Source organism: Streptomyces sp. NBC_01217, from assembly GCF_035994185.1.
Taxonomy (GTDB): Bacteria; Actinomycetota; Actinomycetes; order Streptomycetales; family Streptomycetaceae; genus Streptomyces.
This window is the reverse complement of the sequence record NZ_CP108538.1, coordinates 5,244,906-5,266,379: the sequence shown is the minus strand read 5'-3', so window position 1 is coordinate 5,266,379 and position 21,474 is coordinate 5,244,906. Positions and strand designations below refer to the sequence as shown.

Here is a 21,474-nt window from a genome sequence, read left to right as displayed (position 1 = left end):
CCTTCACGGAAGTGACATGTATCAGTTCGAGGTCTATACCAGCTAGAGGTGAAGGGAGTCCGCCAATGCCGCACCGGATCGTCGTCCTGGCCCTCGACGGGCTGTTCCCCTTCGAACTGGGCATCCCCCAAAGGATATTCGGCCGGTCGTTCGGTTCCGGGCCGCACGACAAGGACCGCAAACTCTATGAAGTCGTGACCTGTTCCATACGCCCGCCGGGCCCCGTCCGTACCGACGCGGACTTCACGATCGCCGTCGAACGCGGCCCCGAGACACTGGCCACCGCCGACACGGTCGTGATCACCGCTTCGTACGAACTCGGCCCCGTCTTCACGGAGGGCAGGCTCACCGACGAGCTCGCCGCCGCGTTCGCGCACATCAGGCCCGGCACCCGGATGGTCGCCATCTGCACGGGCAGTTACGTCCTGGCCGCCGCCGGGTATCTCGACGGGCGCCCCGCCACCACCCACTGGTCGCACGCCGACCACTTCCAGCAGCTCTTCCCCGAGGTCCGGGTCGACGCGGACGTCCTGTTCATCGACGACGGGGACGTCCTGACCTCCGCCGGGGTCGCCGCCGGTATCGACCTCTGCCTGCACATCGTGCGCCGCGACCACGGCGCCGCCGTCGCCAATGACGTCGCCCGCCACACGGTCGTGCCCCCGCACCGGGACGGCGGGCAGGCGCAGTACATCCAGCGCCCCGTGCCCGAGGCACAGTTCGCGACCACCACCTCCGCGCGCGCCTGGGCGCTCGGCCGGCTGGAGCGCCCGATCCTGCTGCGCGACATGGCGCAGCAGGAGTCGATGAGCGTACGGACGTTCACCCGCCGCTTCCGGGAGGAGGTCGGCGTCAGCCCCGTCCAGTGGCTGACCCGGCAGCGGGTCGAACTGGCCCGGCAGCTGCTGGAGTCGACGGACCTGTCGATCGACCAGGTCGCGAGGGACGCGGGCTTCGGTACGCCCACGTCCCTGCGGCAGCATCTGCAGGCGGCGCTGGGGGTGTCCCCCACGGTGTACCGGCGTACGTTCCGCGCCGGAAAGGCCTGAGGACCCCGCAAAGGCCTGAGGACCGGGCCGCAAAGGCCTGAAACCGGAAGGACCCGCGCTCAGAAGACCAGTACGCCCCGCGCCACCCGTCCGTGGTGTGCGTCGTCCGCCGCCTTGGCGAAGTCCTCCACCGGGTAGGTCTCGGTCACGAGTTCGTCCAGGAGCAGCCTGCCCTCGCGGTACAGGGCCGCGTAGAGCGCGATGTCCCGCTGCGGGCGCGAGGAGCCGTACCGGCAGCCCAGGATCGACTTGTCCAGGAACATCGACGAGACGAGGAACGACGCCTCCGCCGTCGCCGCCGGGACGCCGAGCAGGACCGCCTGGCCGTGCCGGTCCAGCAGGTCGACCGCGGTACGGATCAGTTCCGTACGCCCCACGCACTCGAAGGCGTGATCGGCGCCGTGCGGCAGGATCTCACGCACGCCGTCCGCCGACGGCAGGAAGTGCGTCGCGCCGAACTGCCGTGCCACCGCCTCCTTCGCCGGGTTGGCGTCGACCGCGACGATCGTCAGCGCGCCCGCGATCCGCGCGCCCTGGATCACATTGAGTCCGATGCCGCCCGTGCCGATCACCACGACCGTGTCGCCCCGGTCGACCTTCGCCCGGTTCAGTACGGCTCCGACTCCCGTCAGCACCCCGCAGCCGATCAGGGCCGCCGAGGTGAGCGGCAGGTCTGCGGGGATCTTCACCGCCTGCACTGCCTTGACCAGGGTCCTCTCGGCGAAGGCCGAGTTGGAGGCGAACTGGTACAGCGGCCTGCCGCGCAGCGAGAACGGCTGACCCGGCATCCCGATCGTCCTGCGGCACATCGTCGGCCTGCCCCGGTCGCACTGGGCGCACGCCCCGCAGTTCGCCAGCGTCGACAGCGACACGTGGTCGCCGGGCGTCACATGGCCGACGCCTGCGCCGACCGCCTCCACCACGCCCGCGCCCTCGTGCCCGAGCACCACCGGCGACGGAAACGGAATCGTCCCGTCGATCACCGACAGATCGCTGTGGCACAGCCCGGCCGCGGCCACCGCCACCAGCACCTCGCCGGGGCCCGGATCGCGTATCTCCAGATCGTCGACGACCTCGGTCCGCTTGCCGTCGAAGACGACGCCTCTCATCTCGGCTCCCTCGGTAGGCCGAGCACCCGCTCGGCGATGATGTTCCGCTGGATCTCGTCCGAGCCGCCGTAGATGGTGTCGGACCGGCTGAACAGGAACAGGCGCTGTGCCTCGTCGAGTCCGTACGGTGTCCGCGCCGACCACTCGTCCGGGCCGACGGCGCCCGCCGCGCCCCTGATCTCCACCGCCAGCTCGCCGAGGCGCTTGTGCCAGCCGCCCCAGAGCAGCTTCGCCACGCTGGGTGCGCCCGGATCGCCCGTGGAGCCCAGGGTGCGCAGGGCGTTCCAGCGCATGGTCTGCAGCTCCGCCCACTGCCGTACGAGGCGTGCGCGCAGCACCGGGTCGGTGACGGCTCCGCCGTCGACGGCCGCCCGGACCACCCGGTCGAGTTCGGCGGCGAACCCGATCTGCTGGACGAGCGTGGAGACGCCGCGCTCCAGGGCGAGCAGGCCCATGGCGACCGCCCAGCCGTTGCCCTCGCCGCCGACGCACTGCGCCGCGTGCGCCCCGTCGAAGAAGACCTCGTTGAACTCGCTGGTCCCCGACATCTGCCGGATCGGGCGCACCTCGATCCTGCCCGGCTGGTCCATCGCCACCAGCAGGAACGACAGGCCGTGGTGGCGGCTGGAGCCGGGCTCCGTGCGCGCGAGCACGAAGCACCAGTCGGCGTCCCTCGCGAGCGATGTCCAGATCTTCTGGCCGGTGACGCGGTGACCGCCGCTGTCCCTGTCGGGTACGGCGGCCGTCCGCACCGCGGCGAGGTCCGATCCGGCGCCCGGCTCGCTGTATCCCTGGCACCACAGCTCTTCGCCGCGTGCGACGGGGGGCAGGAAGCGCTGCTGCTGCGCCGGTGTGCCGTAGGCGATCAGGGTCGGGGCGAGGAGGTTCTCGCCGATGTGGCCGACGCGGGCGGGGGCTTCGGCGCGGGCGTACTCCTCGGCCCAGACGACCTGTTGGGTGAGGCTCGCGTGCCGGTTGCCGTGGCCGGCGCCGTGGTTCTGCCAGCCGAGACCGATCCAGCCACCACGGCCGAGTTCGCGCTCCCACGCGCGGCCGCCCTCGGTGGCGCAGGGCTGCGTGAGGCGGGCCTCCAGCCAGGACCGGGCCTCCTGGCGGAAGGCGTCGTCCGCTGCGTCGAACGCGAAGTCCACGTCCCCTCCTTGGGGTCGGGTGGAAATTCCAGCCCCTCCGGCGTTCGAGGAGCGGGGTGCGGGGCGGAGCCCCGGTGGGACGTCACGCGTTGGGCCGCGCCCTCGCCGCGGCCGCCGCCGCCATCTCCTCCAGCCGCGCCAGCATCGGCATCGGGTCCGTGCCCACCGTCCCCGGCAGGAAGTCCGCGATCCGCTCCGGCGTCCAGGCCCCCTCCGCGTACCCCGCCCGCAACTCCCTCGGCTGGGCCCAGACCGCGATCTTCGGGCCCGCGATCGTGTACACCTGGCCGGTGATCCTTTCCTTGCGGGCCCGTTCGCTGAGCAGGTAGACGACGAGCGACGCCACGTCCTCCGGCTCGCCGATCTCCTTGAGTTCCATGGGCACCTTGGCGGACATCCGGGTGCGGGCGACCGGGGCGACGGCGTTCGCCGTGACGCCGTACTTGTGCAGGCCGAGCGCCGCGCTCCGTACCAGGGAGATGATTCCGCCCTTCGCGGCGCTGTAGTTGGCCTGGGCGACGCTGCCCTGGTGGTTGCCGCTGGTGAAGCCGATCAGCGTGCCGCCGCCCTCCTGCTTCCGCATCACCGCCGACGCGGCCCGGAACACCGTGAACGTGCCCTTGAGGTGGGTGGCGACCACCGGATCCCACTCCTGCTCGGACATGTTGAACAGCATCCGCTCGCGCAGGATCCCGGCCACGCACACGACTCCGTCGATCCGCCCGTACCGCGCGAGCGCCGTGTCCACGATCCGCTGTCCGCCCGCCATCGTGGATATGTCGTCGGCGACGGCCACCGCCTCGCCGCCCGCCGCCCCGATCTCCTTGACGACGGCCTCGGCTATCTCACTGCTCGGCTCGCCGCCCTCGATGGAGACGCCGTAGTCGTTGACGACGACTCTCGCGCCCTCCGCCGCCGCGGCGAGCGCGACCGCCCTGCCGATGCCGCGCCCGGCACCCGTCACGGCCACCACCTTGCCTGCCAAGAAGTTCCCCATGCCCGGCCCCTTCCCGCGGTTTCTGACGGACCGTTAGATTTTATGGGCCATCAGCTCCGCGAGCACAAGCCCCGGGAGGTCCCATGTCACTGCCGTCCGAGTTCCACGACATCGCCAAGCGGGTCAACAACTGGGGACGCTGGGGCGCCGACGACGAGATCGGCACGCTCAACCTGATCACCGACGCGGTCGTACGGGACGCGGCCGCCACCGTCCGCACCGGGCTGCGCATACCGCTCGCACTCCCCCTCCAGCAGGACGGCGTCCAGAGCGGGCTGATCCCCGGGCGAATCAATCCGCTGCACACCATGGTCCAGATCAACCAGGAGCTCTTCGGCCCCGGCACCGTCGCCACCAGCGACGACACGGCCATGCTGAGCCTGCAGACGGCCACCCACTGGGACGCCCTCACCCACGCCTCGCACTCGGGGAAGATCTACAACGGCCGCCCGGCCGGCACCATCACTGCGCACGGCGGCGCGCAGTACAGCGGGATCGACAAGGCGCCGCACATCGTCTCGCGCGGGGTGCTGCTCGATGTGGCCCGCGCACACGGCGTGGACCGGCTGCCGGGCGATCACGCCGTCACCCCCGAGGACCTGGACGCGGCCGAGGAGCTGGCGGGGGTCCGGGTCCGGGCCGGGGACATCGCGCTCGTACGGACGGGGCAGGTGCAGGTCCTTCTGGCGGGCGACAAGCACGCGTACGCCTATCCGTCGCCCGGTCTCTCGATCCGGACGCCCGAGTGGTTCCGCGCGCGCGATGTGGCGGCGGTCGCCAACGACACCCTGACCTTCGAGATCTTCCCGCCCGAGATCGAGGACCTGTGGCTGGGGGTGCATGCGCTCGACCTGGTGGAGATGGGCATGCTGCAGGGCCAGAACTGGAACCTGGAGAAGTTGTCCACAGCCTGTGCGCAAGAGAAGCGGTACGGCTTCCTGCTCTCCGCGATGCCCGAACCGTTCACCGGTGCGACCGGCACTCCGGTCGCACCGGTCGCCGTCCTCTGAAAGGGCTCGGGGCGGTGAAGGGACTCAGACCGGCGCCGGACCGCGCCCCGGACCGACTGCTTTAACCTTTAGGCGGGATTCGCAAGGGTGTGCGACGAGCCGTACGCCTCGCGGGACGGATCGGCCGCACCCGGTACGCCCGGGTGCACCGGCACCACCTGGATCAGCGGGACACCGCGGTCGACCTCGCACCAGATGCGCTTCCCCGCCCCCTCCGGCTGCCAGCCCCAGCGGTCCGCGAGGCCGTCCACCAGCTCCAGGCCCCGGCCGCCGGTGTCCTCACCCTGCGCGTGGCGCTGCTGCGGCGGGCGACCGCTGGCGTCGGCCACCTCGACCCGCACGGTCCCGGCCGCACCGGCCGCTCCCGTCGCGCCGAACAGCATGCGCAGCACGGCCGGGCACCCGGTGTGGACCACCGCGTTGGTGACCAGCTCCGAGATCAGCAGGATGAGCGTCTCGGCCAGCGGCTCGTCGTCTCTTATCCCGGACCCGACCAGTCTCGATCGCGCCCACCTGCGGGCCCTCCCGACCTCTGCGGGATCCGGCCCGACCTCCAGCTGAACCTGAAGCACCTGCACCGCTCACACCATCCGAACCGGCGGACACATCGCCTCGCGCCTCCTCAGGGTCACGGAACGTGATTCCCTTACGAGACAGCATGGTTGACGTACAGTCACCGCAACAAGCGCTTCGGGCATATTCCAGCGCGAAGGAGTACGCGTGGTGCATACTGTGCGACGCACGCTGCGGGGAGTCGAACAGAGGCGCATCGAGGCCGCGGGAATCATCTCCCGGGCAGGCCCGGCGCTTCTGCGTGGATCACGAGCAGGGCACCTCGTCCGGACCGGAGTCGCCGCACGGGCCACATCCGGATCGTCCGATTCCAGAACCTCTCGCATCCAACGGAGCGTACCCGAGCCCGGCGCCGACTCCACCCCGTGACGAATCACGCAAAGGACACAAGACGGCATCGGACCCCTCCGACTGCACTGCGTAACTCCGCAGCGTGAGGCCCAGCGGGCCGCCTGTCACATGCGTGCACCCGGCATCCGCCTGCGGGCGGGCGTCCGGAGTCTCCACCGGATCCGCGCGCAATCAGCACAGGTCGGCCGCGAGCGCCTCCTCGGCCGCCGCCGCGGTCAGCCACTGCCCGGACCGCAGCCACGCCCGCTTGAGGTGCAGATGAACGTCTGCCTCCCAGGTGAAGCCCATACCGCCGTGCACCTGGAGGCAGTCGCGCGCATTGCGGACCGCCGCGTCGTCGGCGAGCAGCTTGGCTCCCGCGATCTCGGCCCGGTCCGCGGTCACGGCCGCCGCGTAGACGGCGCTGCGGGCCAGCTCGGCCCGGACCAGCATTCCGGCGCACAGGTGTTTGACCGCCTGGAAGGAGCCGATCGGCGAACCGAACTGTTCACGTTCACCGGCGTGTTGGACGGCCATCTCGGTCGTACGGGCGGCGCTGCCGAGCTGTTCGGCGGCGGCGAGCAGGGCGCCCTCGTCACGCAGCCTCGCCCCGCCGCCGGGCAGGGGCTCCCCGGGCCCGAAGGGGCCCGTGACCCGCCACAGGGGCGTGAGCGGGTCGAGCGACCGTACGGGCTCCGCGCAATCCCGTACGGCATCGCGCAGCATCTGCCCGGCGGTCACCGCCCGCGCCTGCCCCGGTCCGAGCAGCAGCAGGCCGTCCGCGTCGCCCAGGTGCCCCACCGGCTGTCCCGCGTCCAGCGCGGCGACCACCGCCCCGCCCTCGGCCGCCCCCTTCACCGCACCGGCGGCGAGGTGGGTGGCGATCAGCGGTCCGGGCAGCAGCGAGCGCCCCGCCTCCTCGAAGAGGAGGACGGCCTCGGGCAGCCCGAGTCCGACACCGCCCTGCGCCTCCGGCAGCCGCAGCGCGAAGAACCCGGCCTCGCCGAGTTCCCGCCACAGGGCCCGGTCGAGACCCGTCCCGCTGTCGAGGGCCGCCCGCATCCGGTCCCTGCCGAAGCGCCCGGCGAGGAGTTCCCGCGCCCCTGCCCGCAGGGCCCGCTGGTCGTCCGAGAGCTGGAAGTCCATGGCCGTGTCAGCGCCCCTTCGGCAGGCCGAGGATCCGCTCGGCGACGATGTTCCGCTGGATCTGCGAGGTGCCCGCGGCGATGGTGTAGGAGAGCGAGGAGAGCCGGTCCAGGACCCACTCCCGGTCCAGGTCCCCGCTGTCCGCGCCGAGCACCTCGGCGGCCGCCTCGTACAGCTCCTGGCGTGCGTGCGAGTAGCGCAGCTTGAAGACCGAGCCTCCGGCGCCGGGGACGCCGCCGCTGCGCTGCGCCTCGCTGACGTTCCACTGGGTGAGCCGCCACAGCGCCCGGAATTCGGCGTTCAGCCTGCCGAGCCTGCGGCGCAGGACCGGGTCGTCCCAGCGGCCGTTCGCCCGCGCCCCGGCGGCCAGGGCGGCCAGGGTGCGGCGGCAGGCGACGACCTCGCCGACGAACGCCGTGCCGCGCTCGAAGGAGAGGGTGACCATGGTGACGCGCCAGCCGTCGTTCTCCGCGCCGACGCGGTGGGAGACCGGCACCCGCACCTCGTCGAGGAACATCTCGGCGAACTCGGTGGACCCCGCGAGGGTGCGCAGCGGTCGGACGGTGACGCCCGGGGCGTCCATCTCCATCGCCAGCCAGCTGATTCCGCGGTGCCTGGGAGCGCCCGGGTCCGTACGCACCAGCAGTTCGCACCAGTCGGCGACCTCCGCGTGCGAGGTCCAGATCTTCTGCCCGCTCACCACGTAGTGGTCGCCGTCGCGCACCGCCCGGGTCCGCAGCGAGGCGAGGTCGGAGCCCGCTTCCGGCTCGCTGAAGCCCTGGCACCAGATCTCGTCGCCGCGCAGCACCGGCGGCAGCCAGCGCGCCCGCTGCCCGGCGCTGCCCTCGGCCGCGATCGTCGGCCCGGCATGCAGCAGCCCGACGAAGTTCGCGCCGACGTACGGGGCTCCGGCCTTCTCCGTCTCCTCCAGGAAGATCAGATGCTGGCTCGGGGTGGCACCCCGCCCGCCCGCGTCGACGGGCCAGTGCAGGCCCGCGTAGCCCGCGTCGTACAGCATCCGCTGCCAGGTGGTGTCGTACGCGCGGCGCCCCGGCCAGTCGTCGGGGCCCGGTTTCGCGGGCAGCGAGGGCAGCACGGCGGCCAGCCACTCGCGCAGCCCTGCCCGGAACTCCTCCTCGGCCTCCGTGTACGCGAGGTCCATCGCGCGCCTACCTGTCGAGGTCCAGGCCGAGCATCCGGATCGCGTTTCCGCGCATCAGTTTGTAGACGGTCTCCTCGTCCAGCCCCTTGACGTGGTCGAGGGCGACTTCCTTCGTGTGCGGGAAGGTCGAGTCGACGTGCGGGTAGTCGGTCTCGAAGGTGGCGTTGTCCCGCCCGACGACGTCGAGCGATGCGACCCCGTGCTTGTCGCGGAAGAAGCAGCAGAACATCTGCCGGTAGTAGTACGAGGACGGCGGCTCGGGGATCAGATCGCGCACCCCGCCCCATGCCCGGTGCTCCTCCCAGACGTCGTCGGCGCGCTCCAGGGCGTACGGGATCCAGCCCATCTGGCCCTCGCTGTAGGCGAGCTTCAGCCGGGGGAACCTCACCAGGACGCCGCTGAAGAGGAAGTCCATCATCGAGGCCATGGCGTTGTTGAAGGAGAGCGAGGCCTGTACGGCGGGCGGGGCGTCCGGGGACGCGGCGGGCATCTGCGAGGACGAGCCGATGTGCATGTTGACGACCGTGCCGGTCTCCTGGCAGGCCGCGAAGAACGGGTCCCAGTAGCCGGTGTGGATCGAGGGCAGGCCGAGGTGGGTGGGGATCTCGGAGAAGGTGACCGCCCGCACCCCGCGCGCGGCGTTCCGCTCGATCTCGGCGACCGCCAGGTCGATGTCCCAGAGCGGGATGAGGCAGAGCGGGATGAGCCGGCCGCCGCTGTCGCCGCACCACTCCTCCACCATCCAGTCGTTGTAGGCGCGCACACAGGCGAGCGCGACCTCCTTGTCCCTGGCCTCGGCGAAGGTCTGGCCGCAAAAGCGCGGGAAGGTGGGGAAGCAGAGGCTCGCCTCGACGTGGTTGAGGTCCATGTCCTTGAGGCGCTCGACCGGATCCCAGCAGCCCCGGCGCATCTCGGCCCGGGTGATCCCCTCCAGCGTCATGTCGTCGCGGTCGAAGCCGACGGCGGCGATGTTCCGCTTGTACGGGAACTTCAGGTCCTCGTAGATCCACCAGTCGGTGGGCGGCCCGTCCGGGTCCATCGTGATGACGTACCTGCCGCCCGTGTACGCCAGCTCGCCGATGCCGGCGGTGAGCGACTGCGGGCCGCGCTCGCGGTACTTGGCGGGCAGCCAGGCCGAGAAGAGGTGCGGCGGCTCGATCACATGGTCGTCGACGCTGACGATCCGAGGCAGTTCCGTCATGGTGTCCCCTTCGGCGCACACAGCACGCATCTGATGGTTCGTCAGATTCAGTTCCGGCATTCAGGCTAGCCCCGCGCCCCTGGACCGACAAGGCGCGGCGCTCTACGCTCTCCGCACGATCTGACTACCCGTCAGCTGTGAGGGGTTCGCCGTGAACGAGACCGCACACGCGCTGGGCGCATCGGGCACCTTCTGGGAGCTCATCGGCCGCCGGGCCGCCCTGACACCGGACCGCCCCGTCCTGATCCAGGACGACCGCACGCTCACGTTCGGCGAGCTGCGCGGCCGCTGCGAGCGGGTCGCGGCCGGGCTGTGGGAGATGGGCGTGCGCCCCGGCAGCGTGGTCGCCTGGCAGCTGCCGACCCGGCTGGAAACGGTGCTGCTGTCGTTCGCGCTGACCCGGATCGGGGCCGTTCAGTCGCCCGTCATCCCGTTCTACCGGGACCGTGAGGTGGGGTTCGCGCTGCGCGAGTCGAAGGCCGGGTTCTTCGCCGTACCCGGCGTCTGGCGCGGCTTCGACCACACGGCGATGGCGCACCGGCTGGCGACTGAGGCGGGGGCGGGGCGTGCGCTGGTGGTCTTCGAGGCGTACGCGTCGCTGCCTGACGGCGATCCGTCCGTGCTGCCGCCGCCGCCCGCCGACGGGACCGCGGTGCGCTGGATCTACTGGACCTCGGGCACCACCTCCGACCCGAAAGGGGTCCTGCACACCGACCGCAGCCTGATCGCGGGGGGCTCCTGTCTGGCCCACGCGCTGCGTCTGTCGGCGGACGACATCGGTTCGGTGGCGTTCCCGTTCGCCCATGTCGGCGGGGTGGACTACGCGGTGATGCTGCTGCTGTACGGGTTCCCGGCCGTCCTGTTCGAGCACTTCGCGATGCCGGACGCGCTGGAGGGCTACCGGCGCCACGGGGTGACGGTCGCGGGCGGGTCCACGGCGTTCTACTCGATGTTCCTGGCCGAGCAGCGCAAGGACCCGGCGGCCAAGGTGGTTCCCACGCTGCGGCTGCTGGCGGGGGGCGGGGCGCCCAAGCCCGCGGAGCTCTACCACGCGGTGGTACGGGAGATGGGCGTCCAGCTCACCCACGGCTACGGCATGACCGAGGTCCCCATGATCACGATGGGCGCCCCCGACGACACCGCGGAACACCTCGCCGGGACGGAGGGGCGCCCGCCCGATGGCATGGAGATACGGATCACCGACGAGGACGGCAAACCACTGCCGTACGGCACGGACGGCGAGGTACGGCTCCGCGGGGAGGCCGTCTGCAAGGGTTATCTGGACCCGGCGGCGTCGGCGGCGGTCTTCGACGCAGAGGGGTTCCTGATCACCGGCGACGTCGGCCATGTCGGGGCGAGCGGGCATCTGGTGCTCACCGGGCGGCTGAAGGACGTCATCATCCGCAAGGGCGAGAACATCTCCGCCAAGGAGATAGAGGATCTGCTGCACCGGCACCCGGACGTCGGGGACGTCGCGGTGATCGGGCTTCCGGACCCGGAGCGCGGCGAGCGCGTCTGCGCGGTCGTGGAACAGCCGGCGGGGGCGGCTGTTCCGACGCTGGATGAGATCACCGGGTATCTGCGGGCCGAGGGGCTGTCCGTGCACAAGCTGCCGGAGCAGTTGGAGGTGGTGACGGAGCTGCCGCGCAACGAGGCGCTGCGCAAGGTGCTGAAATACCGGCTGCGGGAGCGGTTCTCCACCCCCGGCCGGCCGGCACCACCCGGTCCGTCCGGCGACTGAGGGTGTCTTTTGAGCCCGACCGGCGATCGAGGGCGAAACGGCCGCCGGACGGACCCGGCGCTACGCGTCCGGTGCGATCACCGTGAAGTAGGCGGCGAACGCCGTCACCGCCTCGGCCTCGGCCACCCTGCCGTCCCCGTTCGCGTCCAGGTTCTGCGCCGCCAGGGCTGCCGTCTCCGGGTTCGCGCCCAGCACCTTCAGCGCCCGTTCCACAGCGGGTACGGAGGCGGCGCCCTCGTTGTCCTTGTCGGCCACGGCGATCGCGGCGCGCAGGAACGGGCGGGCGATCTCCGCGAAGCGCTCCGGGTTGTCGCGCAGCCGTTTCACGGCCCCGCCCACGAACTCCTCACGGGTGACGCGCTGGTCCCCGTCGACGTCGGCGATGCCCGCCATGCCCTGCCAGAATGCCTCGGCCCCGGTGTAGAGCGCCTGGCCCTTGTCGCAGCGGGCCGTCGTACCGAATTCGGCGAGCAGACGGGCCGCGGCGGCACTGAAATCCGCGCGATCGATGTATCCGTTGCCGTCCTGGTCGAAGGCGGCGAAGCGGAAGGCGATCTTGCGCTCATACTCTGCGCTGTCCATGCGGGGAGCGTACGACGCCGACAGGCGTCACGTGTCACTTACGCGCGCCACCGGTGTTACAACCTGGTCATGGACGGCTTCAAGCCGAGAGCGGGCGGGCCTCGTCGTCGACGGCCGCGTACCGGTCGGGGTAGACGTCGAAGAGACGGCGTACGCCCAGGGCGGCGAGCACCCGGTTGACGTGGGAGCCCTCCTCCGCGCCGCGGGCGGGCAGGATCAGCCGCAGCCGGCCCCCGCAGGAGCGCATCAGACGGCGGGCCGCGACCAGTACGCCGACGCCGCTGGAGTCGCAGAAAAGAACCTCGGAGAGATCGAGCACGACGTCGTGGCGGCCGACGGCGACCGCGTCATGGACGGACTGGCGCACGGCCGGCGACGTCATCAGATCCAGTTCGCCACGTATGCGCAGCACGGTCCAGTCGCCCTGCACGGTCTCGGCCACGTTGAGTGTCACGCGCCTGGGCCTTTCGTTCCGGGGATTCCGACGATCCGGAAGTTTCCGTTCCTTCTCGCGGCTGCCCCCGCCACGGACCCATGAAACACCCGGGTGGCGCATTCCCTATCATCCCGGGCCTCATCAGGGGCGTACTTGCCGCAAAGGTCGTGCATCATCGGTGGCGCCGACTACATTCGATGTGACGAGGTGAACAGGGCTGGGGGTCGCATGGCGAAGAACGCACCACCCCGCTGGGACCGCAAGATGCAGCAGCGGCTGGCGCGCGGTGAGGCGGCCGCTCTCGGCGAGCTCTACGACCGGTTCGCCTCGCTCGTGCACAGCCAGGCCCACCGGATGCTCGACGACGAGACTGCCGCCGACCTGGTGACCCGCGAGGTCTTCGCCCACGTGTGGGAGAACCCGGACGCGTACGACCCCAAGCAGGGCTCGATGCGGTCCTGGGTGGCCCGGCTCACGCACCGCCAGTCCGTGCGGCGGCTGCGCGAGGACGACGGTACGGGCGAGGGGACCGGGGCCGCCGAGCTGGAGGAGCGGGTGCGCCGGGCCACGGCCGCGGCACGCGCCGACTACATCGTGGCGTCCATGCCCGCCCCGCTGCGGGACGCGCTGGAGCTCGCGTACATCCAGCGCAGGGACTACCGCCAGACGGCGGCCGACCTCGGGGTCACGGAGGACGAGGCCCGCCGCCGGTTGCGGCTCGGGCTGCAACTGCTGTCCACCGCGCACACCCGCCCGCTGGAGGGGTCCTCGCCGCCCGGATACGGACGGCCGCAGTGAGCGGTGACGACGACGCGAACGGCCGAGAGGACGACGGCCGAGAGGACGATGTGCGGGGCGCGCCGCGCATACCCGGACCCCGGGCCGCCGCGGACGACTTCGACCTCGGTGCCCTGCCCCTGCCCGCGGCCCCGCGACCGACGACGACCGAACCGGAATCCGCCGTGGCACCACCGGACCCGCCCACCGCACCGGCCCCGGTGCTGCCCCATCGCGTCCTCAAGGCCCTCCTCGGTGCCTGGGCCCTGGCCGCCTGCTCGGCGGAGGAGACCGAGGCTGTCGAGGCGCACCTGACCGAGTGCGCCGCGTGTGCGGAGGAGGCCCTGCGGCTGCGCGACGCGGTCGGCCTGCTGCAGACCGACCGCAGCCTGGATCTCGATCCGTCGCTGCGCTCCCGGGTGATCGACGCCTGTCTGAGCCGCCGCCCGGCCGACATCCCGGTACCGGACTGGGCCGCCCCGTACGACGCGGAGACCGCTCGGCTCGATGCGCTGCTGCGTGACATCGGCGGCTCGGAGTGGCACGCCCCGGTGCGGCTGAAGTGGTTCGAGGGCGAGCAGGGGGTCAACCGCAAGACGACGGTCGCGGGCGTCATCGGTCATCTCATGGCCGTCGACGGCCTGGTGGGCACCGCCCTCGGCATCGACGTACCGCTCGGCGACGGCGTCACCGGCCGGGGCGCCGACTGGCCGCTCTCGCCCGCCGCGCGCACGGAGAGGTACTGGTCGGCCGCCCGGCGTCCGCCCACCCGTGCGATCCGCGAGCCATGGCGCGAGCAGAGCCACACCCTCATCCGCACGGTGTCCTTCGCAGGCCGCAGGGTCGCCGAACTCTCCGTCTCGTACGGGGACTTCGCCCTGCCGATGCATGACTCGCTGCTGGACCGGGCCTTCGAGACCTGGGTGCACGGCGGCGACATCGCGGACGCGGTGGACTATCCGTACGAGGCGCCGTCGCCCGCCCATCTCAACCGGATGATCGACCTGGCGGCCCGGCTCCTGCCCGCAGCTCTCGCCGAGCGCCGCAGGTCGGGGCTGGCCGGGCCCGCCCACCATCTGGTGACGGCCGGTTCACCGGGCCGTTCGCTGCATCTGGAGATCGAGGGCTCGGGCGGCGGCGACTGGTACATCCCGCTGGACTCCCCGGCCGCGGTCGGCTCGCCCGCGCACGCGGTGGCGCAGGTCGCGCTGGACGGCGTCGAGTTCTGCCGGCTGGTGGCCGGGCACGTGCCGCCGGTGGAGGCCGCGGCCGGTCAGGAGGGCGACCGCGAGGCGATCCGTGACGTGCTGTCCGCGGCGGCGTCGCTGAGCCGGCTGTAGCGGCGGGGTCCGGCTTCCGGGCTCCGGCTCCCCTACGAGAAGACCACCGTGCGGCGGCCGTTGAGCAGGATGCGGCGTTCCGCGTGCCACTTCACCGCCCGCGCCAGCGCCTGGCACTCCACGTCGCGGCCGATGGCGACCAGCTGGTCCGGCGTGACGCCGTGGCCCACCCGCTCGACCTCCTGCTCGATGATCGGCCCCTCGTCGAGGTCGGCCGTCACATAGTGCGCCGTCGCGCCGATCAGCTTCACACCCCGCGCGTGCGCCTGGTGGTACGGCTTCGCGCCCTTGAAGCTCGGCAGGAAGGAGTGGTGGATGTTGATGATCCGGCCGCTCAGCTGCTTGCACAGATCGTCCGAGAGGACCTGCATGTAGCGGGCGAGGACGACCAGTTCGACGTCCTCCTCGCGGACCAGCTCCAGCAGTTCCGCCTCCGCGGCGGCCTTGTTGTCCTTGGTCACCGGGATGTGCCGGAAGGGCACGTCGTAGGAGGCGACGAGCTCGGCGAAGTCCGTGTGGTTGGAGACGACGGCCGCGATGTCGACCGGCAGCGCCCCGATGCTGGCGCGGAAGAGGAGATCGTTGAGGCAGTGGCCGAACTTGCTGACCATCAGCACGACCCTCATGCGCTCCGAGGAGAGATGGATCTGCCACTCCATCCGGAAGGAGTCGCCGATCGCGGCGAAGCTGGCCCGCAGCTTCTCCACGGTCACCGGGGAGTCCGCCGAGAAGTGGACGCGCATGAAGAACAGACCCGTGTCGTGGTCACCGAACTGCTGGCTGTCCTCGATGTTGCAGCCGGTCATGAAGAGATAGCTCGACACGGCATGCACGATGCCTTTTTTGTCCGGGCAGGAGAGCGTGAGGACGTACTGCTCCGGGATGGTCTCAGCAGGCTGCGGCTCGGTCATCCCCGTAGCGTGCCATATCGGACCCCGATCAGGCCGACCTGGTCATGATGCGGAGCACATCCAGGGACCGCGGCGGCGTGTCGGGATCCTCGCCGTCGTTGGCGGCGAGGAGCACATGGGCCTCGCGGGCGGCCCGTACGGCCTCCGGCCAGCCGTGGTGCTCCAGATACGCCGACACGGGGGCGTCCGCGCCGACCTGGTGCATGATGCGCAGCACCCGGAGCACGGCGACGTCGACGAGGGCCGACTCGCCGGAGTCGCGGAAGATCGTCCCGACGTACTTCTCGGCGGACCAGTTGTCCAGCCAGGTGTCCTCGACCAGGCGGTACACGGCGTCGGTGACGTCGCCGTACCCTTCCCGGCCGGCCAGCCAGCACTCGTGATGGAAGGCGGGGTCGGAGAGCATGTGCAGCGCCGAGCGCACGTTGCTGCGCCAGCGCCACCAAGGCATGTCATTCAGCGGCATGCCGCCCATGGTGGAGGAGCGACGGCCGCGACGGGAAGAGTTCTCCGAACCTTGCTGCACGGTTGTCGATCGTACGTTCCCTTTCCGGCTTCCCGCACCGGCCCCCGCAATTCTCTTGGATGTCACCGAGCGTTGTGCGGAGCACACAGTGGCGTTACCCCGGACGCGAAAATGTTCATTCCCATGACCGGATGGCGACGCCTCACCTCCCCCCGTCCCTACAAGCTCCTCACAAGTACGGCGGCGGTCGGGGCATTGCTGGTCACCGGCTGTGGTGCGCTCCCCGGGGCTTCGGGGGGCTCCAGGGAGCCCATCACCGTCGTGACGTGGGCGCCGGGCGGCAAGGACGGACCCGACGCGCTGAACATGTCGGGCGTGACCGCCATGGCGAGCGCGTACGCCCGCTGGTCCAACAGCAACGGCGGGCTCGACGGACACGAGCTGCGGGTCGTCACCTGTGACGAGGCGGACACCTCGATCGGCGCGGGGAACTGCGCCCGGATGGCCGTCAAGGAGAACGCGGTCGCGGTCGTCGGCTCGTACAGCCGGCACGGATCGTCGTTCATGGCGCCGCTGGAGACCGCCGGAATCCCCTACATCGGCGGCTACGGCGCCTCCGAGGAGGAGTTCAGCAGCTACGACTCCTACCCCGTCAACGGCGGCCAGTCGGCGCTGCTCGCGGGCAACGCCCGGCAGCTCGCCCGCAGTTGCGAGAAGGTGTCCGTGGTGCGGCCCGACACCCTGGGCGGCGACGGCCAGGCCTGGCTCCTGAAGACCGGCCTCACCGAGGCCGACGCACCCGAGCCCGCCGACATCCGTGCTGCGGAGTCGGCCACTTCGTACGACAAGGCGGCCGGGCAGGCGCTCAAGGCGGCGGGATCGAGCGGCGGCTGCGTGACGGCCGTGCTCGGGGACCGTACGGAGACCTTCTTCGACTCCTTCCGCCGTCTCGAACCGTCGTACGGGGACGTGCGGATCTCGTCCGTCCTCGGCAGCGTCGGGCAGCAGCTGATCGACAGCACCGGCGGCCGCAACAGCCCGTTCGAGGGGGCCTACGTCACCGGCTGGTACCCGGACTCGAGCAATACCCGCTGGGACCGGATGCGCGAAATGATCCGCAAGCACGCCTTCGGCGACAACCGGATCGACCCGGACGACACGGGCGTCCAGACCACGTGGATCGCGTACACCGTGCTGAACGAACTCGTGAAGGCGGTCAACGCCCCGGAGATCACCGCCGGGAAACTCGTCTCCGCCCTCAACCAAGGCACCGAGGTCGACACCGGCGGCCTCACGCCGGTGCTGCGCTGGCGCCTGAAGGACATGCTGGGGTCGTCCGCCTATCCGCGGATCGTCAACGGCAAGGTGACGTTCCAGGTGGTGCGCAACGGGCGGCTCGTCGCGGACAAGAAGGGGTTCGTGGACGTCACGAGGACACTGTCGAACGCGAGCGCGAAGGGCTGAGGTTCGTCAAGTCCCCGAGTCCCCGGGTCCCCGGGGAAGGAACCCCCGGGGACCCGGCGAAATCAAGCCTCTCCGGCGAATGAGGAACGGGGGTTCGGGGGCGGAGCCCCGGGCCCACGCCCGTCAGAGGTCGGTTGCCGTGCGCTTCGTCAGGCCGTACTTCGAGGCGATCGAGTTCCACAGCCCCGACGCCTCCTGCTTCGCCTTGCTCGCCTCGACGCTCTGCGCGCTGGCCTTCTGCATCTCGGCGGTCGGACGGGCCTTGCCGTGCCTGCAGACCTTCTTGCCGTCCTTGGCCTGGCCCGCCCACGCGGCGTAGTGCTCGTCGGCGGCGGCGGACGCCTGCCAGGCCTTGGTGAGGGAGGCGGTCAGCTGCGCGTGGTTCGGCAGCTTGTCGACGTTCAGCTCCTGGAGCCGGGTCACCAGATCGCGGCGCTGCTGGGCGGCGCCCTGCAGATCGGTCCTGGCCTGGTCCAGGTCCGTGCAGTTCTTGGTCTTCTCCACGGCCCCGATGACCGCGGAACGGCTGTTGTTGCTGTCCGCCAGCAGCTTGTCGAGCGCCTCGGCCTGCGGCTTCGCCGCATCGGCGCCCTGTGTGGAGGGCTGACCCGCGGGTGAACTGGCGGCCGCCACCGGCTCCTTGTTGTCCGCGCCCTTGTCGTCGCCACCGCTCATCAGCGCACCCGCGCCGAGGCCGACGACGGCGCAGCCGACGACGACCGCCGCGATGAGCGTGACGTGCGCCCGCTTCTTGCGCTGCACCGGCTGCTCCGGCTGCCCGTACGGCCCCTCGTTCACTGGCTGGTACGGGGCCTGCTGCTGCGGCTGCGGTTGCGAGTCGAACCGGGGCGTCCGGGGCACCTGGGGCATCTGCTGGGTGGCGCCCGCGGGCCCGTCGTTGCGGAACAGGTTGTCGAACTCGGCGGGCGGCTGCCGGTCGCCGGGCATCCCCGGCCTGATGCCGTACGGGGCGCCGCCGGGAACCGGCGGGATGTACTGGGTCGCCTCGGCGTCACCGCCCTGCTGGTACCCCTGCGGTGCTCCGTGGGCGAGGAACTGGGTGGCCTCCGCGGGGCTCTCCGGCGGCAGACCTCTCGGCGCGGGCCCGGCGGGCACCGGCGCGATGTACTGCGTGGCATCCGCGTCCCCGCCCATGCCCATGCCGGGCACGGCCTCGGGCGGCAGCGGCTGCGCGTAGGACTGCTGGGGCTGCCGGGGCTGTACGGGAGGCAGCGGCTGCCGCGGCTGCCCGTACATCTGCGTCGGCTGTCCGTACTGCTCGTGCCCGTACTGCTCCTGGCCGTACGCCCCCTGGCCATGTGCCTGTTGCTGGGACGAGGCGTCCTGGTGCGCCGCCTGCGGCCCCCAGGGCTGCCCCCACGGCTGGCCGCCCGCCGGGGCGGCCTGATCCGCGTGCCCCCCGGGTATCCAGGGCTCGCCGCCACCCGCGGGCAGCACGACACCTTCGTGCGCGGGCCGTACAGCAGGAAGCTGCTGCTCGTCACCCTGTCCGCTCTGCGTCACCGGGACTCCTACGTGTAAACCTATGGAATCGTCGGCTCACGCTATCGGGTGGCTGCCACCGTTCGCCAAGCGCGTGTTGTCACTCACCACCCCTTCACATGCGCTGTAACACCCGGCGTCCTGAAGACGCTGTTAACGGGCGGCCTGGCGGCTCAGGCCGCCTGGAGCTCCAGTCGCGCCCCGAACTCCCGTACCGCCGGTTCGTCCCCGTACGGCACGAGCCGCTGCTGCAGATCGTCCAGGTACTCCGCTCCCCTGCTGGAGCGCACCGATCCCAGCAGCTCCATCGCCCGCGTGCCCGTGTGGCAGGCCTGCTCCACCTCGCGCATCTGGACCTGCGCGGCGGCGAGGAGCACCAGGCCGATGCCGCGGCGGCGGGTCCGGGACTCCGGGTGGCCGTCCAGGGACTCCTTCGCCCGGCGTGCGGCCGCCTCCGCCTGGCCGAGGTCTCGGTAGCAGTGCGCCAGTTCGTCGGCGAGGTAGGCGTGGTCGAAGTGGGAGATCCAGTCGGGGTCGTCCCCGGTGCCCGGTTCGGCGTGCTCCATGGCCGTCAGTGCCCGGCCCGCCACCGCCTGGCAGGTGCGGGCGTCGCCGAGCAGGGCGTGTCCGCGCGCCTCCGCCGCGTAGAACATGGCCTCCGCCCTCGGCGTGACCCGCCCGCGCGCGCCCTCCTGCGCGGCCCGTGCCAGCTGGGCGATCTCGCGCGGATTGCCGAGCTGCGCGGCGAGGTGGCTCATCGACGCGGCCAGTACGTACCCCCCGTACGCCCGGTCGCCCGCCGCCTGCGCCAGGCGCAGCGCCTGGATGTAGTAGCGCTGGGCGAGCCCCGGCTGGCCCGTGTCGATCGCCATGTACCCGGCGAGTTCGGTGAGCCGCGCGACGGCCGCGAACAGCTGCCGGCCGACCGATTCGCGGTACGCGCCCGAGAGCAGCCCGGAGACCACGCTGTTCAGGTAGTGGACCAGGACCGGCCGTACGTGTCCGCTGCCGAACCGGTGGTCGAGGTCGACGAGCGCGGCCGTCATCGCCCGTACCGCCGCCACGTCCGACATCCCGACACGGGCCCCGGCGGCCCGGGCCACCTGCGGGTCGGCACCGGTGATCAGCCAGTCACGGCTGGGTTCGACCAGCGCCGACGAGGCGATCGTCGAACCGGACAGGAAGTCGCGGCGGCCGACATCGCTGCGCCACAGCTCACAGACCTGCTCGATCGCCCCGATCACGGTCGGGGCGAACTGCAGGCCGACGCCGGAGGCCAGATTCTTGCCGTTGGCCATGCCGATCTCGTCGATCGTGACCGTACGGCCGAGCTTGCGGCCGAGCGCCTCGGCGATGATTCCCGGTGCCCTGCCGCGTGGTTGCTGCCCACGCAGCCAACGGGCCACGGATGTCTTGTCGTACCGCAGATCGAGCCCGCGCTCGGCGCCGACCATGTTGACGCGACGGGCAAGGCCGGCGTTGGAGCACCCGGCTTCCTGAATGAGCGCCTGGAGCCGTTCGTTCGGCTGGCGGGCGACGAGAGGCCTGGCTGCCATGTTTCCCCCTGAGGCCGCAGTGATCGATGAGCGGATCACTGCCCGGCAAATGCACGGAAAATGCACACATTCATCGTGTTCGTCACGTCCGTCATGTTCCTTGCTATTGGTGTCGGCATATGACAGAGGCCGACCGTTCCGGAGTTACCCGTATATGGCTACCCGCCCGGCCGGGCGGCGCTTCACGCGCGCCCCCGCCCATGCATCCATGCGCCCCGCATGCCGGAGCGATGCGCCGTGACCTGCCCGCCACGCCCGTAACCCCCGATGGCGGCGGTAGTTGTGTTGTGCGTGAAAGAGCCCATCGGAGTCATGGAAGCCGCGCAGGTCCCCCGACAGCGGGGCGAGCAACCGCTCGACGCCGCGGTGCGGTACGCGCAGGAGCGGCACTGGGACGTGTGCCCCGGCACCTGGCTGGAGGGGGCCGAGCGGTGCTCGTGCGGTGACGCCGGCTGCGCCTCCCCCGGCGCCCATCCGACCGGAGCCGACTGGGCGGACCGGGCGACCGGCAGCGGCGCCGCGGTCCGCCGGATGTGGTCCGAACACCCCGGGGCGGCCGTCCTGTTGCCCACCGGCCGCACCTTCGACGCGATCGATGTACCGGAGACCGCCGGTTTCCTCGCCCTGGCCCGGATGGAGCGGATGGGCCTGCCGCTCGGACCCGTCACCCGCACCCCCGACCGGCGGGTGCTCTTCTTCGTCCTGCCGGGCGCGGCGGCAGAACTGGACGAGCTCGTGAGGAAGTCGGGACGGTCCGCCGCATCGATCGGCCTCGTGGGCCTCGGCGACGGCCACTACGTGCTGGGACCGCCGACCCGGGTCGGTGCCCGCGGAGCGGTGCAGTGGGCCCGCAGCCCCACCCGCGCCAACCGGTGGCTGCCGGACGCGGAGGAGCTGATCAGCCCGCTCATCTACGCCTGCGCAAGGGAAGCAGCCGACGCGCGAGCACGCCTTTCGTAGGCTGTCCCCA

The 21,474-nt window shown here is 71.4% G+C and carries 20 protein-coding genes; 7 read left to right on the top strand and 13 right to left on the bottom strand.

Features of this window, described 5'->3' with window-relative positions; translation table 11 throughout:
• Window positions 1-65 precede the first annotated feature (65 nt).
• Window positions 66-1,049: a GlxA family transcriptional regulator gene (locus OG507_RS23590; RefSeq protein ID WP_327369183.1), complete on the top strand. Its 984-nt coding sequence runs from the start codon at window positions 66-68 to the stop codon at window positions 1,047-1,049.
• 59 nt (window positions 1,050-1,108) lie between these two features.
• Here OG507_RS23590 and OG507_RS23585 read toward each other — a convergent pair whose 3' ends face one another.
• From OG507_RS23585 to OG507_RS23575, 3 genes are all read right to left on the bottom strand, one after another.
• Entirely contained in the window at window positions 1,109-2,158 is a 1,050-nt protein-coding gene (locus OG507_RS23585; protein WP_327369182.1) for a Zn-dependent alcohol dehydrogenase, read from the bottom strand.
• The gene (locus OG507_RS23580; RefSeq protein WP_327369181.1) at window positions 2,155-3,309 is read right to left on the bottom strand and encodes an acyl-CoA dehydrogenase family protein; all 1,155 of its coding nucleotides are present in this window, start codon (window positions 3,307-3,309) and stop codon (window positions 2,155-2,157) included. Before OG507_RS23580 ends, OG507_RS23585 begins: the two co-directional genes overlap by 4 nt.
• An 82-nt stretch (window positions 3,310-3,391) precedes the next feature.
• The gene (locus tag OG507_RS23575) at window positions 3,392-4,306 is read right to left on the bottom strand and encodes an SDR family oxidoreductase (RefSeq protein WP_327369180.1); all 915 of its coding nucleotides are present in this window, start codon (window positions 4,304-4,306) and stop codon (window positions 3,392-3,394) included.
• An 83-nt stretch (window positions 4,307-4,389) separates the two neighbouring features.
• On the opposite strand from OG507_RS23575, the gene OG507_RS23570 reads away from it, so the two are divergent.
• Window positions 4,390-5,316, top strand: coding sequence for a cyclase family protein (locus OG507_RS23570; protein ID WP_327369179.1), 927 nt, complete (start codon window positions 4,390-4,392; stop codon window positions 5,314-5,316).
• A 68-nt stretch (window positions 5,317-5,384) separates the two neighbouring features.
• On the opposite strand, the gene OG507_RS23565 is transcribed toward OG507_RS23570, so the two are convergent.
• The 4 genes from OG507_RS23565 to OG507_RS23550 form a co-directional block, all read right to left on the bottom strand.
• Window positions 5,385-5,894 carry an ATP-binding protein gene (locus OG507_RS23565; protein WP_327369178.1) on the bottom strand — a complete coding sequence of 170 codons (510 nt, stop codon included), beginning with the start codon at window positions 5,892-5,894 and terminating at the stop codon, window positions 5,385-5,387.
• Window positions 5,895-6,411: 517 nt separating this feature from the next.
• On the bottom strand, window positions 6,412-7,365 hold the full coding sequence (locus tag OG507_RS23560; protein WP_327369177.1) for an acyl-CoA dehydrogenase family protein: 954 nt from the start codon (window positions 7,363-7,365) through the stop codon (window positions 6,412-6,414).
• A 7-nt stretch (window positions 7,366-7,372) separates the two neighbouring features.
• A complete protein-coding gene (locus tag OG507_RS23555) occupies window positions 7,373-8,527 on the bottom strand; it encodes an acyl-CoA dehydrogenase (protein ID WP_327369176.1) in 1,155 nt (384 codons plus the stop codon).
• A gap of 7 nt (window positions 8,528-8,534) precedes the next feature.
• Window positions 8,535-9,728 (bottom strand): amidohydrolase family protein, encoded by a 1,194-nt coding sequence (locus OG507_RS23550; RefSeq protein WP_327369175.1) that lies wholly within the window; start codon window positions 9,726-9,728, stop codon window positions 8,535-8,537.
• A 151-nt stretch (window positions 9,729-9,879) separates the two neighbouring features.
• On the opposite strand from OG507_RS23550, the gene OG507_RS23545 reads away from it, so the two are divergent.
• Complete coding sequence (locus OG507_RS23545; RefSeq protein ID WP_327369174.1) at window positions 9,880-11,469, top strand: class I adenylate-forming enzyme family protein; 1,590 nt, start codon at window positions 9,880-9,882, stop codon at window positions 11,467-11,469.
• A gap of 60 nt (window positions 11,470-11,529) precedes the next feature.
• On the opposite strand, the gene OG507_RS23540 is transcribed toward OG507_RS23545, so the two are convergent.
• Together OG507_RS23540 and OG507_RS23535 are read right to left on the bottom strand one after the other, a co-directional pair.
• The gene (locus tag OG507_RS23540; RefSeq protein WP_327369173.1) at window positions 11,530-12,051 is read right to left on the bottom strand and encodes an EF-hand domain-containing protein; all 522 of its coding nucleotides are present in this window, start codon (window positions 12,049-12,051) and stop codon (window positions 11,530-11,532) included.
• 79 nt (window positions 12,052-12,130) lie between these two features.
• Window positions 12,131-12,505 (bottom strand): STAS domain-containing protein, encoded by a 375-nt coding sequence (locus OG507_RS23535; protein WP_327369172.1) that lies wholly within the window; start codon window positions 12,503-12,505, stop codon window positions 12,131-12,133.
• 210 nt (window positions 12,506-12,715) lie between these two features.
• Here OG507_RS23535 and OG507_RS23530 point away from each other — a divergent pair, with 210 nt between their 5' ends.
• Together OG507_RS23530 and OG507_RS23525 are read left to right on the top strand one after the other, a co-directional pair.
• A complete protein-coding gene (locus OG507_RS23530; protein ID WP_327369171.1) occupies window positions 12,716-13,285 on the top strand; it encodes an RNA polymerase sigma factor in 570 nt (189 codons plus the stop codon).
• Window positions 13,282-14,604: a zf-HC2 domain-containing protein gene (locus OG507_RS23525; RefSeq protein ID WP_327369170.1), complete on the top strand. Its 1,323-nt coding sequence runs from the start codon at window positions 13,282-13,284 to the stop codon at window positions 14,602-14,604. Before OG507_RS23530 ends, OG507_RS23525 begins: the two co-directional genes overlap by 4 nt.
• Window positions 14,605-14,636: 32 nt before the next feature.
• Here the strand turns inward: OG507_RS23525 and purU are convergent, their stop codons facing one another.
• Together purU and OG507_RS23515 are read right to left on the bottom strand one after the other, a co-directional pair.
• Window positions 14,637-15,515: a formyltetrahydrofolate deformylase gene (gene purU / locus OG507_RS23520; RefSeq protein WP_327369169.1), complete on the bottom strand. Its 879-nt coding sequence runs from the start codon at window positions 15,513-15,515 to the stop codon at window positions 14,637-14,639.
• 28 nt (window positions 15,516-15,543) lie between these two features.
• Window positions 15,544-15,990 (bottom strand): SCO4402 family protein, encoded by a 447-nt coding sequence (locus OG507_RS23515; RefSeq protein ID WP_327372062.1) that lies wholly within the window; start codon window positions 15,988-15,990, stop codon window positions 15,544-15,546.
• Window positions 15,991-16,164: 174 nt separating this feature from the next.
• Here OG507_RS23515 and OG507_RS23510 point away from each other — a divergent pair, with 174 nt between their 5' ends.
• On the top strand, window positions 16,165-17,445 hold the full coding sequence (locus OG507_RS23510) for an ABC transporter substrate-binding protein (protein WP_327369168.1): 1,281 nt from the start codon (window positions 16,165-16,167) through the stop codon (window positions 17,443-17,445).
• Window positions 17,446-17,568: 123 nt separating this feature from the next.
• Here the strand turns inward: OG507_RS23510 and OG507_RS23505 are convergent, their stop codons facing one another.
• Together OG507_RS23505 and OG507_RS23500 are read right to left on the bottom strand one after the other, a co-directional pair.
• Complete coding sequence (locus OG507_RS23505) at window positions 17,569-18,969, bottom strand: hypothetical protein (protein ID WP_327369167.1); 1,401 nt, start codon at window positions 18,967-18,969, stop codon at window positions 17,569-17,571.
• A gap of 152 nt (window positions 18,970-19,121) precedes the next feature.
• Entirely contained in the window at window positions 19,122-20,504 is a 1,383-nt protein-coding gene (locus OG507_RS23500) for a transcriptional regulator (protein WP_327369166.1), read from the bottom strand.
• Between the two features lie 312 nt (window positions 20,505-20,816).
• Between OG507_RS23500 and OG507_RS23495 the strand changes: the two genes are divergently transcribed.
• Window positions 20,817-21,464, top strand: a complete 648-nt coding sequence (locus tag OG507_RS23495) for a bifunctional DNA primase/polymerase (protein ID WP_327369165.1) — start codon at window positions 20,817-20,819, stop codon at window positions 21,462-21,464.
• The last annotated feature ends 10 nt before the right edge of the window (window positions 21,465-21,474 follow it).

Coding starts and splice junctions, on each gene's coding strand:
- OG507_RS23510 (WP_327369168.1), top strand. CDS start 16,165: ATGACCGGATGGCGACGCCTCACCTCCCCCCGTCCCTACAAGCTCCTC.
- OG507_RS23585 (WP_327369182.1), bottom strand. CDS start 2,158: ATGAGAGGCGTCGTCTTCGACGGCAAGCGGACCGAGGTCGTCGACGAT.
- OG507_RS23550 (WP_327369175.1), bottom strand. CDS start 9,728: ATGACGGAACTGCCTCGGATCGTCAGCGTCGACGACCATGTGATCGAG.
- OG507_RS23560 (WP_327369177.1), bottom strand. CDS start 7,365: ATGGACTTCCAGCTCTCGGACGACCAGCGGGCCCTGCGGGCAGGGGCG.
- OG507_RS23530 (WP_327369171.1), top strand. CDS start 12,716: ATGGCGAAGAACGCACCACCCCGCTGGGACCGCAAGATGCAGCAGCGG.
- OG507_RS23540 (WP_327369173.1), bottom strand. CDS start 12,051: ATGGACAGCGCAGAGTATGAGCGCAAGATCGCCTTCCGCTTCGCCGCC.
- OG507_RS23495 (WP_327369165.1), top strand. CDS start 20,817: ATGGAAGCCGCGCAGGTCCCCCGACAGCGGGGCGAGCAACCGCTCGAC.
- OG507_RS23575 (WP_327369180.1), bottom strand. CDS start 4,306: ATGGGGAACTTCTTGGCAGGCAAGGTGGTGGCCGTGACGGGTGCCGGG.
- OG507_RS23500 (WP_327369166.1), bottom strand. CDS start 20,504: ATGGCAGCCAGGCCTCTCGTCGCCCGCCAGCCGAACGAACGGCTCCAG.
- OG507_RS23515 (WP_327372062.1), bottom strand. CDS start 15,990: ATGGGCGGCATGCCGCTGAATGACATGCCTTGGTGGCGCTGGCGCAGC.
- OG507_RS23555 (WP_327369176.1), bottom strand. CDS start 8,527: ATGGACCTCGCGTACACGGAGGCCGAGGAGGAGTTCCGGGCAGGGCTG.
- OG507_RS23570 (WP_327369179.1), top strand. CDS start 4,390: ATGTCACTGCCGTCCGAGTTCCACGACATCGCCAAGCGGGTCAACAAC.
- OG507_RS23590 (WP_327369183.1), top strand. CDS start 66: ATGCCGCACCGGATCGTCGTCCTGGCCCTCGACGGGCTGTTCCCCTTC.
- purU (WP_327369169.1), bottom strand. CDS start 15,515: ATGACCGAGCCGCAGCCTGCTGAGACCATCCCGGAGCAGTACGTCCTC.